Source organism: Serratia sp. 1D1416 (assembly GCF_003641105.1).
Lineage (GTDB): Bacteria > Pseudomonadota > Gammaproteobacteria > Enterobacterales > Enterobacteriaceae > Serratia > Serratia ficaria.
Window position 1 is genome coordinate 177,682 of sequence record NZ_CP032738.1, and the last position, 13,153, is coordinate 190,834.

Here is a 13,153-nt window from a genome sequence, read left to right on the forward strand (position 1 = left end):
GGCTGCTGTTTTACACGCCAGCAAGTCGTTCATCATATAACTCTGTACGTAGCAGCGCTTATCGGTACCCCCGCCATACCATCATGGCCGGGAGTTTAGTTTATTATCTTAGTTCGCGCTTTATCAACTAATCAAATCGTGATTCACTTGCTTTCCAGCTATAAGTGTCATTTGCAATTAACGAATCGCCGAGCTCTTGATAATTGAAATTAAAAAACTCTGCACTGGCAGCGTACCCAGAGTAGTCAACGGCCGCCAGACCAATGAACGCCCCAGTGAAGAACCCGCCATAGCTTTGTAGGACATAATCGTCTGAAAGGATCGCGGCATCTAATTTGACAGGAATTTCAGTGAAATCAATTCCATCAAAGCTATATTCATAAGTATAACTTTCTTTTCTCACCTTTGTGCGAAACCAGACATATTCGATATCTGCAGGGATCTTGATTGCTTCATCTTTCAGGTATGATGTATATTTACCGCGATTATTCTCCCCGATTTCGATAACTGCTCCGTTAATTTCATTCCAAGTAATGAAAACAAAGCTCCAATGACGATCGTTATAGTAATTCGTTAACCCTGCCATTTGTTGATAATTAAATGGATTAAATTTTACTTTGACCTGAGCATCAAAATAAAAAGCTTGCCAACGCCGGGCAATAAGCGACAGGTCATGAGTATTCGCTAAAGAGCCTTGCCCAATTAAAGTTAATTTTCCATCGCCTGTTGTACCCATTTTTTCTGTGAACGGGACACGGAGTGTATTCCAATTGAGATCGAGCATCGCAGTCTTAAACTCATCTTGCTGACTGTGATCTTTTGCACTTTGGGTATAAATAGCGTCGCTTGGACCTTCGACAAACGTTTTTCCTCCGTGGCCCCCTTCAATTCGTGGCCAGCCAGCTTCATCCCAAAAAACTTTTTGGAGCGAAGTTTCTCTGCCAAGCGTTGACCAGCCGCGAGGATCATAGGCAGGCTCGCCGGCATGATTCCAAGGGCGAGCGCAGAGCGAAGCATAATACCATTCCCCTGCGGGGGTTGAAACCAAACTGCCATGTCCCTGTTTTTGGATATAACTGTCTGGAGTATCTACGTTAGTTAAGAAAACTTCCCCTGGCGCCGTTTCAAAACTGTTGGCGTCCAAGGTGTTTGAACGAGCAACAACTTCCTGGTGGGTAAATACTGTTCCCCCTGAGCTGCAAAAAGATAATAATATCCGTTCAGCTTATAGAGATGTGGCCCTTCAACAAGTGCAACTGCAGTGCCTCGATAAATGGTACGCGCCGTTTCTGGTTTTAATTTCAGTGTTTTTGTATCAAACTCAGTTAACGTGATACCATTAAAAGGATGATGATATTCGCGATGGTCCCACGTTTGTTGAACTAAATATTTACGACCATCTTCGTCATGGAAAAGTGAAGCATCAAAACCGACGCCATTAAGTTTAATGGGATCCGTCCATGGGCCATGAATATCGGTTGCGGTGGACAGATAGTTTGTCATGTCTTTAAAGGCACCTTCTGTAATTTTCACATCCGTATAAACCAGCCAGAATTTGCCATCGGCATAAGAGAGAGCCGGAGCCCAAATCCCGCCTGAGGAAGGATTCCCTTTCATATCTAAAAGCGCCGTTGTTGACAATGGACTAGGAAGAAGATTCCAGTGTTCCAGGTCTTTTGATTCATGTAAACGGACACCAGGGAACCACTCAAACGTCGAATTTGCGATATAGTAAGTGTCCTCTACGCGGATAATACTTGGGTCTGCATTGAATCCAGGCAGTATAGGGTTTTGGATAAGTGACATAGTGTTTCACCTTTTTAAACGTCTGTTTTACGTATTCATTAATGATTTCAAGAAAATGATTTATAACTATACACGTATCTCATCAAGCCGACGGTTGATATCAGCAATATTTTCATCTGAGATTGGATATAGTTGAATGACGACCATCGACACAAAAGCTAAAAATATCGGGATCCAAATCGCTGTCATATTTATTCCGGCGATAGCATTTGCATGTTGATGTACACCTGCTTCGTTAAAGCCATAAAGGGCCAGCAGCCAAAGTGGAACAGCGCCGCCAATAGTAAAACCAATCTTGAAAAAAAGCCCCATAATAGCATTAATTATTGCGGCATTTCGCTTGCCAGACCTTAATTCACCATAAGCAATCACTTCAGGGACAAGTGCCCACATGAAGCCGGTAGCTGAAGTTAACCCCCATTGTTTAATGAATGTTGCGATATAAGCAAGCCAGAGTGCATCATGCATTCCATCGAGCGACCAAATGTAAGTCAGAAATTCACCGACAATAAACATGCCAAGAAAAAGGTGGAAAAAACCTTTTTTACCAAAAAATTTCTTGAGTCTTGACCAAAAAATTGGCAATACAATACCTGGAATTGAGGCTACAAGACCAACAGCCCCCATCCATTCTGAATGACCGACAACAAACTGATTGAAAAAACCATTTACAGTGTTCATGAAAAACATGAATGTAAATGCCAACATAAAAAAAATCCCAAGAATAACAAGTGGTCTATTATTTTTCATTTCAAGGAATAAATCTGTCGCTTTTACATTGGCAGATTGTTCTACTGTAGCTACAACACGTTCTTTTGTTAATTTATAACAAAGTAAAAGTGCAACAGCCCCTATTATCATATAAACAGAGTAAACGCCAAACCAAGCGTAACCAGCCGATGGATCGGTATAGTTGCCCAGATTGAGTTCGAGTCCGAAAAATCCGGTATCCTTGATGCTTCGATCTTTTGGTGCGGCCATTTGTACAAACATTGGAAATAAGGTATAGACAAGAAGGTTGGCGCTATTGGCCAGCATCATTCTCGTACTTGTAAGTTTATCAATAGATTCAGGATCTCTCGTTAATGAAGCATTAAGAGAGCCATAAGGAATATTTACAACTGAATAAACCAAATCCAGTGCAAAATAAACGATAAAGGCAAAGGGAACTGAACCTCTGACTTCAGGAATTGGTGCAAAAAGCAAAGCGGAAAGAATAACGAGTGGAATTCCTGCTCTTAAAAGCCAAGGCCGATACTTCCCGGATTTTGAACTCCTTTTGTCGACAAAAGTCCCAACCATGGGGTCCCAAAAAACATTGATGATTCTGACAAAAAGAAATATAAACCCCGCAGCAGCGGTGCTGATTGTATTTACAGTCAACATGTGAAGAGCAAGAAAGCCGCCTATTGTACCAAAAACAAGGTTTTGGGCAAAGTCACCCATTCCATAACCGATACGTTCTCCTCGGGTTAATTTATGATACTCATCGTGCCGACTTTGCATTATGTTTCCGCTCATTTTAATCACATCTCCTGGCCTCTTTCGTGAATGCGGAATACTTTCTGACACAGATTCCCGTCGGGAATCCATTATGTTTTTATATTTATTAATTATGTTTTTTTATTTCCGTGACCCTTGTGACAAAGGTATCATATAGGTCACATAGCCAACCTGTTGATTGGCGACTCATTGGCAATATCCGCTGCAGGTTGACATCCCCTGCAAAACCGGTGTTTTTTAATATTTCGCCTCATCCCCCAGAAAAAACGAACGCCCTGCATGGCTATTAACGCGTTAAATACATGATCGTATTTTGAGATATGCTTCACATTTGAGTATTCTCTTAATCACAGAATGAAATAACGTAATTGAGCAACAGGCCGGGAAAATAAAAGATGATGTCGCACTGGTTTATTTTACGCATTGCGGATTATGGAGTTCATTATGCAAGCGTTTATTGAATAATTGTCGCGAAATGGGATCGATCCAGCCGGAGTCACCGCAACATAAAGACCACCGCGGTCATTAATTTTATAACGTTGTTTCTTCGGCTTAAGGCGGCAATGCCAGACACAAAAACAAAAAAGCCCGCAGTGATGCGGGCTTAGCGATGTTTTACTGCTTTTACGTGCAGGCTGTTGCCAGACGCGGGATCATTCCCACTCAATTATCAATAGCCCCGCATAGACCAGTAAATCCGGAGTCGACAAGGCACGAAAAACTTTAAAACCATGAGAAATACCATAGAGGATCAAAATCAACTTTGAGAACCTGTCCCGCTTGGAAAATGTCTAGGAGACCAAAGGCGATTCAGTGTTAGTCCTGAGGCGTTTAGCAACCATCGCGGTTTATCCACCTGCCTAGTCAGCTAGTCGGATGTGACATGCGCCGACTAACCTACACAATGAGCGCTGCACGAGAATTCTCAACCAGGGTTAGCAGGCAACTCGAATACATGCTCAGCGCCGAACCACGCGGTGATCTGATCAAGCGCTGCCTGGCTCAGCAGTTGAGTGAAAAGCAGAGCCAAACGGACCTTGGGTCGAGAGCACGCAACGTAGAAGAGATTCCGATTGCTTTCGAATTTTTCACACCTGTTCGCCGGTGGCCCCGGCTGAAACCACTCGAGCATTTCAGCGAAATTATATTGGTTCCAGCCGCGCCCCAACACAACAATCACGTTTTCGAATTCGGCTCCCTTGACCCCGTGTTTTGTGGCAAACGGCGTATGCCCATCAATGAATTGGTCTAGCGCGATCAGCTCTGTGTAAGATACTGCCCTGAGCTTTCGAAGCTGGGTAATCCTGCGTGGCTCGTCCTCACCTGGTTCAACACCGGCGGCCTGTAACCCTTGCTCATTCCGTAGCACAGCATTGGGGAGCTGCATCTGCGGCACGGCTATGATGTAGTCAATCACCTCGCCGATGGTACCGGTCAATCTCAGTTCGAGGAGTGCATCCATTGCCTCAGCCCAAGCGACTTTATCGCTGTGCCTTCGAATCGTTGGCCGATCGCTTGCCAGGTGCCCGAACATCGCACCGTATCGGCGCTGTTGGTATGCGACACACGCTGGCTCAAGCTGATCTGCCAAATACTTGATGTGAGGATCTTCCTTCTTCAGCCACGGATCATTGTATTGCCCATAAATTTCACGGATCGAGGAATACCCCTGCTCACGAGCAATACCTTTGTGATTCAGGATGAGAATTTTGGTCGTTTTCGGAGAGAAATCCCATCCTTCCACGCTGAGCTGAGCTTTCAAGTATTCGAAGTAGGCACTAGCAGCCTCAGGACTGGTGTCGCCAGTCCAGTGTCCTCCCCCGCTTCCTGTCCGTCGCTTTCCAGGCCAGAGGTTGGTGTGGAATACTCGGGCTTCACCGATCAAGTCAGGATCGCTCACTTCCTGGTGCAGGCCTGGCCGCATCTCATTCAGCACATCGACAATCCGCGATGCTGAACGGAAATTCGCATTTTTTTCGATCGGCTGAAGGGCGTCATGCACGACTAGGCCGCAGCCCTCGTCGTAGATTTTTTGCCAATGGTCACCAAACAGGCCAATCATCGGTCCCTCACCGCGATCTAGAAACCACGACTTCAGTGCACCGACAAAATGTTCATCCGTGTCCTGATATTCGTCGACAAACAGGATCGGGTATCGGGAAGTCAATACGGCCCTGAACTTCGGAGACGTAAGCGCCTGAACCATCAATGTCAGGACATCTTCGTGCCGAATCGAGACCTCGTCCTCTGATACGCGTGGAATACCCATTTCGTAATGGATGCGCCTGTTACCTACGCCACCCACCGGCTCAAAACGCTCTCGCCAAAAAGCTTCAGCGCCAAGAAATCCTCTCAGTGATGTTTGAAAATCTCTGAGCAACGACCAGCAAAAGCCATGGACGGTCTCGGCTCGGATTGCAGAATGCGCTTGGAAGCGAGAGATGATCTCGTCTTTCGCCACATTGGTGTAAGTGATACACGCGACTTGCTGGCGCTCCCGGATCAACGCAGGACCTCGGTGTTCAATTAATCGACTGAGCGCCTTCTCCAGCGAATAGGTCTTACCAGCCCCAGCACCTGCTTCCAGGCGAAAGCTTAGACCTTCATCCAAACAAGCGAACATGCGTTCAAGTGCTTCTTGCCCTGCTCTGTCCGCGGGACTTTCGTGATTGTCAGGCATCGCCTTGCTCTCCTTCAGCAGTCGCTGCCTCACCAACAACCTCTACAACTGCGGCCATGGCCCGAGCAGCCATTTGGGCATCAGCGACCGGCGCCCCAACTGCTAGCCAACGCAATCCTTCAGCAATGTATCTAGGCACGTTCCAGTTCGTATCATCGATCGCGTATTTCAACGCAAAAGCTGATTTTTTCTGGTCCGCCGCATACTCGTAAGCTAGGGATGCGACATCGCCCTGCCCCAGCTGAAATCGATCACGGTTCGCCAGGATGAACGCGTCCTCAAAGCTTCTGCCTGAAGGTCCGGGTTCGTTCCCCTCCGGAATTTGGTAAGCGATGCGCCTCAACCCTATGGTCTTCTCTGCTGGCGTTTTCGCCAGCAGTTGGGCAGGAGTGACTTCGGCCCCAAACCAGTCTTTGAGGCACGCATTGCTCGTAAACAGCCCCTCTGAAACGAGACAAGCTTTCCGCTTTCTTTCTGCATTCGGTTTGACGGAGTCGATGTCGGTAACGATCAGCGTGCGCAGTTCCAAGAAGGTGAGTAGATCATGAAACCGGTGTGCATACGCGCCGCCAACCTCCATAACCGTCAAGTACTGACTAGCCAACTGAGGTTCACCCACCGCAGCCGCGTCAGTTTTGGCGATCATGGTTGGTAGCAGCAATCGCTCTGAAGTCCCCTCGATCAAGATGGCTTTATCTGCAAAGAACAGGTCGCATCGAGTGAGCGTCAGGTACTGATAGAGAAAATCTCTGTCCGGTGCAGGAGCCTGGCCCATGCCCTGCCTCAGGTCTTTGATCTTGGACTGCCGGATCCCGTTTTCACCGCTCACAGAGAGAAAGTAACGCATAGTTTCGAAGCGCGCTTCGTTGGCCATGTGTGGAGAGTGGGTGGAAATTACAAACTGCACTGGCCACGGACGGCTGCCATTCAGCTGCTGCTCGAATGCACCCTTGATCATGTGCAATTGTCGGATGAAGACCTCCTGCATTTGCGGATGCAAATGGGCTTCAGGCTCTTCAATGAAGATGAGGTGTACGCTTGCGGCTGCCGGCGTAGCTTGGAACTCTCTGAAGAATTTCAGTAATTGCAGAAGGATGTACACCAGGTTACGGACGCCGAGTCCGTTGTAGCTTTCCGGGAGTGTCAGGCCGTTTACCCCCCTGTATCTGACCTGCGTGTGGTCTTTAAGCAGGCGCTCGACATCGAAGGTCGTCACAGTGGTGAGGCCGGGGTCTTCTAGCCCTGGGTAGCCGAAAAGCTCGAACGTAGGGAGCAGCGAAGTCAGTCCGGCGTTGAAACCGTCATGCAGCTCCTTTTGAATTTTCTCCACCGCTCCATGGAGCTGCTCCGCCGTAGTTCGTTTCTCGGGATCTGCGGGGTCAGTCAATGCCGATTGGAACAGCACCTCCACCACCTTCCCAAGGACATCGCGCTCTCGGTGTGTATCGTCATCCAAGCCCCGTTGCGCATTGATGAATCCGCCGCGGATCAACGTGGTGAGTGATTTTAGGTCGAGGTCCTTGCGGTTCGTAGGATCATTGGGGTCAACCGCTTCCAAACGGGGCTCGTAGGCCCCTACCAAACGCTTCTTTATCAGGCTGAAGAAGCTAGGACGTTGATCCTCCTGCACAGTGTCGGGGGCATTCGTTTCTGCGAAAAGCGACTCAAGGGCTGTCGCCCGCGGTCCATACGTCAGGACGATGCGCGCGCAAGAGCAATCTGGATCTAGGTCTACTATGCATTCGCTTAGCTGCCCCAGGTCTGGGGCATCCACGTCATAGGAGATGTCCAATGTGACCCTGACAACGGGAAGCATGGCAGCAACGTCGGAGCGAGCTATTCCGCCGTGAAACGCATTGAATGCCGTCCAAAACTCTTCGTGACTCCCCAGGGAGAAATCCTCAAGCCTGAAAGAGGGAGTCCGGTCTGAAAGGAGCCTGCGGAACACCTCAGCTATGGAGGTTTTGCCGCAATTGTTGCGCCCGACGATCAGTGTTGTGCCGTCTTCTAGGCTAAGACTGACGTTCTGAAGCAGTCTGAAATTTTGAATCTCAACGCGCTCGATCCGCATGATGTCCCTACCGTGAAATCGTATGGCCATCACTGTAGATGGCTGAATTGAAGTAGTCAATACAGGGACAATTCCCCTAAAAGCACCCGCTGTATGCGACCGGCAGGTTTGGATGGTGAGCGGCCCTTCACTAATGGCAGGAATTGGCCGTTAGCTGCCAGCTACCAAAGGCAGTAGTCGGCCACTAACCCCAGCACAACCTCCTGCCTGGAACTTAGCTGGCTCCGATACCATGCCTAGAACGCTCCACCAAGCATGGTACCGAGATAGATCTTATGACTTAGCCTTTTCGAGCCATGCGAAAGACCATTAACAATACAGAGCGCATCAGCCTAGAATCATATTTTATCTTTAAAAATCAAAATATTAATAAAAAATCTCACTCCCACTCAATGGTCGCGGGCGGCTTGCCGCTGATGTCGTACACCACGCGGGAAATGCCGTTCACTTCGTTGATGATGCGGTTGGAGACGCGGCCGAGGAAATCGTACGGCAGGTGCGCCCAGTGCGCGGTCATAAAGTCGATGGTTTCCACTGCGCGCAGTGAAACGACCCAGTCGTATTTGCGGCCGTCGCCCATCACGCCGACCGAACGCACCGGCAGGAACACGGTGAACGCCTGGCTGACCTTGTTGTACAGGTCGGCTTTGTGCAGCTCTTCGATGAAGATGGCGTCGGCGCGGCGCAGCAGATCGCAGTACTCTTTCTTCACTTCGCCCAGCACGCGCACGCCCAGACCCGGGCCCGGGAACGGGTGGCGGTACAGCATGTCGTACGGCAGGCCCAGCTCCAGGCCAATCTTGCGCACTTCGTCTTTGAACAGCTCTTTCAGCGGCTCGACCAGGCCCAGCTTCATCTCTTTCGGCAGGCCGCCCACGTTGTGATGCGATTTGATCACGTGCGCCTTGCCGGTGGCGGAAGCGGCGGATTCGATCACGTCCGGGTAGATGGTGCCCTGCGCCAGCCACTTCACTTCGTCTTGCTTGCAGGCTTCTTCGTCGAACACTTCAACGAACACGCGGCCGATGATCTTGCGCTTGGCTTCCGGCTCGTCAACGCCGGCCAGCTCGCTCAGGAAGCGGTTTTCCGCCGCCACGTGCACGATGTTCAGGCCGAAGTGGTCGCCGAACATTTCCAGCACCTGGTCGGCTTCGTTCAGGCGCAGCAGGCCGTTGTCGACGAATACGCAGGTCAGGCGCTTGCCGATGGCGCGGTGCAGCAGCATCGCGGTCACCGAGGAATCCACGCCGCCGGACAGGCCGAGGATCACGTGGTCTTCGCCCACCTGCTGGCGGATGCGTTCAACCGCGTCTTCGATGATGGTGGCCGGGGTCCACAGGGCTTCACACTGGCAGATATCCAGCACGAAACGCTCCAGCATGCGCTGGCCCTGGCGGGTGTGGGTCACTTCCGGGTGGAACTGCACGCCGTAGAAGCGTTTTTCTTCGTTGGCCATAATGGCGAACGGGCAGGTGTCGGTGCTGGCAACGGTCACGAAGCCGGACGGGATGGCGGTCACTTTGTCGCCGTGGCTCATCCACACGTCCAGCAGCGGTTTGCCCGCCGGGCTGATGGCGTCTTCGATGTCGCGCAGCAGCGCGCTCTCGTTGACGATTTCCACCTGCGCGTAGCCGAACTCGCGCTCGTTGGAACCCTGCACATGGCCACCCAGCTGCATCGCCATGGTCTGCATGCCGTAGCACACGCCCAGCACCGGCACGCCGGCGGTGAACACGTACTCGGGGGCGCGCGGGCTGTTGGCTTCGGTGGTGCTTTCCGGGCCGCCGGAGAGGATGATGCCGCTCGGGTTGAATTCGCGGATCTGCTCTTCGCTAACGTCCCAGGCCCAGAGCTCGCAGTAAACGCCGATCTCACGCACGCGGCGCGCGACCAGTTGGGTGTATTGCGAACCGAAATCCAGAATAAGGATGCGATGCTTATGGATATTTTTTGTCATGTGAGGCGAATTCCAGCAACAGAGAAAAAGGAAAAATCTAAATCGTCAGGACGATTTCAGTCGGCGAGGCCAGGCAGTGGGCAGCGGACGGCGCGAACAAATGCGCCGGCCGCAGCCCCTGAAATCAACCCATGCGGTAGTTCGGCGACTCTTTGGTGATGGTCACGTCGTGCACGTGGCTTTCCTGAATGCCGGCGCCGCTGATGCGCACGAACTCCGCCTTGGTGCGCAGCTCGTCGATGGTGGCGCAGCCGGTCAGGCCCATGCAGGAGCGCAGGCCGCCCATCTGCTGGTGCACGATGGCTTTCAGCATGCCTTTGTAAGCCACGCGGCCTTCGATGCCTTCCGGCACCAGCTTGTCGGCGGCGTTATCGGTCTGGAAGTAACGGTCGGAAGAGCCTTTGGACATCGCGCCCAGAGAGCCCATGCCGCGGTAAGACTTGAACGAACGGCCCTGATACAGCTCGATTTCGCCCGGGGATTCTTCGGTGCCCGCCAGCATGGAGCCGACCATTACGCAGGACGCGCCGGCCGCGATGGCCTTGGCGATGTCGCCGGAGAAGCGGATGCCGCCGTCGGCGATAACCGGGATGCCGGTGCCTTCCAGCGCTTCGACCGCATCGGCGATGGCGGTGATCTGCGGTACGCCCACGCCGGTCACGATGCGGGTGGTGCAGATGGAGCCAGGGCCGATACCCACTTTAACCGCGCTCACGCCGGCTTCAGCCAGCGCCTTGGCGCCCGCCGCGGTGGCGACGTTGCCGCCGACGATTTCCAGCTCCGGGTATTTGGCGCGGGTTTCGCGAATGCGCTGCAACACGCCTTCGGAGTGGCCGTGGGAAGAGTCGATCAGCAGTACGTCAACGCCGGCGGCGACCAGCGCGTCAACGCGCTCTTCGTTGCCGGCGCCCGCGCCTACCGCCGCGCCTACGCGCAGGCGGCCGTGCTCGTCTTTACAGGCGTTCGGTTTGCGTTCCGCTTTCTGGAAGTCTTTAACGGTGATCATGCCCAGCAGGTGGAAGCTGTCGTCCACCACCAGCGCTTTCTCAACGCGTTTTTCGTGCATTCTCTGCAGCACCACTTCACGCGCTTCGCCTTCTTTCACCGTGACCAGACGCCCTTTCGGCGTCATCACCGCGGTGACCGGTTGGTTCAGATCGGTCACGAAGCGTACGTCGCGGCCGGTGATGATGCCGACCAGTTCGTTTTCTTCGGTCACGACCGGGTAGCCGGCGAAGCCGTTGCGGGCGGTCAGCTCTTTCACTTCTTTCAGGGTGGTGGCGGGGGTAACGGTCTGCGGGTCGGTGACTACGCCGCTTTCATGTTTCTTCACCCGGCTGACTTCTTCAGCCTGGCGCTCGATGGACATGTTTTTGTGAATGAAGCCCAGGCCGCCTTCCTGCGCCAGCGCGATGGCCAGGCCGGATTCGGTCACGGTATCCATGGCTGCGGACAGCATAGGGATATTCAGGCGGATATTTTTGGTCAGTTGAGTGCCGAGCTCTGCAGTGTTAGGCAGAACCGTGGAGTGTGCTGGAACCAGGAGAACGTCGTCAAACGTCAGAGCTTCTTTTGCGATACGTAGCATGGGCAATATCTCACCAGGGTGGGCTGTGAAAAAGATAAAATATTGCCGCGGCATTATACAGAGCGTAATCGGTTGCCTCCAGCACTTTCTTACAAAAACTCTTGATTACCTTTTTCAGCCATGTAGTATCGACCAATTAAGTGATTGTTTTGAAATTTGATCTGGGTCACATGTCGCTACCTACCTCGCCGCCCATTTTTACCGTAAGCCGCCTGAATCAGACGGTTCGACAGCTGCTGGAAATGGAAATGGGGCAGATTTGGCTCTCCGCCGAGATCTCCAACTTCTCCCAGCCCGCCTCCGGCCACTGGTATTTCACCCTGAAAGACGATCGCGCGCAGGTGCGCTGTGCGATGTTCCGCAACAGCAACCGCCGCACCACCTTCCGGCCGCAGAACGGCCAGCAGGTGCTGGTGCGCGCCAGCATTACGCTGTACGAACCGCGCGGCGATTACCAGCTGATCGCCGAGAGCATGCAGCCCGCCGGCGACGGCCTGCTGCAGCAGCAGTTCGAGCAGTTGAAGCAGCGTCTGAGCGCCGAAGGGCTGTTCGATCAGCAGTTCAAGCAGCCGCTGCCCGCCCCGGCCAAGCGCGTCGGGGTGATCACCTCCGCCAGCGGCGCGGCGCTGCACGATATCCTGCAGGTGCTGCAGCGGCGCGATCCTTCGCTGCCGATCGTCATCTACCCCACTTCGGTGCAGGGCGCGGAAGCGCCGCTGCAGATCGTGCGCGCCATCGACACCGCCAACCGCCGTGACGAATGCGACGTGCTGATCGTCGGCCGCGGCGGCGGTTCGCTGGAAGACCTGTGGAGCTTCAACGACGAGCGGGTGGCGCGGGCAATTTTCGCCAGCCGCATTCCGATCGTCAGCGCCGTCGGCCATGAGACCGACGTGACCATCGCCGACTTTGTCGCCGATCTGCGCGCCCCTACCCCCTCCGCCGCCGCCGAGCTGGTCAGCCGCAATCAGCTGGAGCTGCTGCGCCAGCTGCAGTCGCAGCAGCAGCGGTTGGAAATGGCGATGGACTACTATCTGGCCCAGCGGCAGCAGCAGTTCACCCGCATCAACCACCGTTTGCAGCAGCAGCATCCGCACCTGCGCCTGGCGCGCCAGCAAACGCTGCTGTTCAGGCTGCAGCGCCGCCTGGAAGACGGCATGCAAAACCAGCTGCGCCTGGCGTCGCGCCGCAGCGAGCGCGCCCAGCAGCGGCTGGCGCAGATGCAGCCGCAGGGCCGCATCCACCGCTATCAGCAACGGGTGCAGCAGCAGGAATACCGCCTGCAGCAGGCGCTGGAGCGCCGGCTCAACGCCTACCGCCAACGCTTTGGCGTGGCCTGCAGCCAGCTCGAGGCGGTCAGCCCGCTGGCGACGCTGGCGCGCGGCTACAGCGTGACGCAAACCCCGCGCGGCGAGCTGCTGAAAACCACCCAACAGGCGCAGGTCGGCGAACTGCTGAAAACCCGTCTGCAGGATGGTTGGGTGGAAAGCGAGGTGAAAACCATCACCGTCGCCAGGAAGCCGCGCAAGAAGCGCGCGGCCCAGTAAC

6 protein-coding genes and 2 pseudogenes are annotated in these 13,153 nt (G+C 53.3%); 1 reads left to right on the plus strand and 7 read right to left on the minus strand.

Translation table 11 applies throughout. The features are described 5' to 3' along the window. Positions 1-127: 127 nt before the first annotated feature. The 7 genes and pseudogenes from D7I37_RS00930 to guaB form a co-directional block, all read right to left on the minus strand. A pseudogene (locus tag D7I37_RS00930) lies at positions 128-1,806 on the minus strand (glycoside hydrolase family 43 protein). 66 nt (positions 1,807-1,872) lie between these two features. Beyond that, entirely contained in the window at positions 1,873-3,312 is a 1,440-nt protein-coding gene (locus tag D7I37_RS00935) for an MFS transporter (RefSeq protein WP_165283128.1), read from the minus strand. Between the two features lie 449 nt (positions 3,313-3,761). Then, positions 3,762-3,839, minus strand: a pseudogene (locus D7I37_RS00940) (DUF4102 domain-containing protein); the annotation flags it as partial. Between the two features lie 395 nt (positions 3,840-4,234). Further along, positions 4,235-5,989 (minus strand): UvrD-helicase domain-containing protein, encoded by a 1,755-nt coding sequence (locus D7I37_RS00945; RefSeq protein ID WP_129543171.1) that lies wholly within the window; start codon positions 5,987-5,989, stop codon positions 4,235-4,237. Continuing rightward, positions 5,982-8,060, minus strand: a complete 2,079-nt coding sequence (locus D7I37_RS00950; protein WP_129543172.1) for an ATP-dependent endonuclease — start codon at positions 8,058-8,060, stop codon at positions 5,982-5,984. The genes D7I37_RS00945 and D7I37_RS00950 overlap by 8 nt, the downstream gene beginning before the upstream one ends. A gap of 379 nt (positions 8,061-8,439) precedes the next feature. Continuing rightward, positions 8,440-10,017, minus strand: a complete 1,578-nt coding sequence (gene guaA / locus D7I37_RS00955; RefSeq protein ID WP_129543173.1) for a glutamine-hydrolyzing GMP synthase — start codon at positions 10,015-10,017, stop codon at positions 8,440-8,442. 124 nt (positions 10,018-10,141) lie between these two features. Further along, on the minus strand, positions 10,142-11,605 hold the full coding sequence (guaB, locus tag D7I37_RS00960; RefSeq protein ID WP_061796503.1) for an IMP dehydrogenase: 1,464 nt from the start codon (positions 11,603-11,605) through the stop codon (positions 10,142-10,144). Between the two features lie 170 nt (positions 11,606-11,775). On the opposite strand from guaB, the gene xseA reads away from it, so the two are divergent. After that, entirely contained in the window at positions 11,776-13,152 is a 1,377-nt protein-coding gene (xseA, locus tag D7I37_RS00970; protein ID WP_061796501.1) for an exodeoxyribonuclease VII large subunit, read from the plus strand. Position 13,153: the final 1 nt, after the last annotated feature.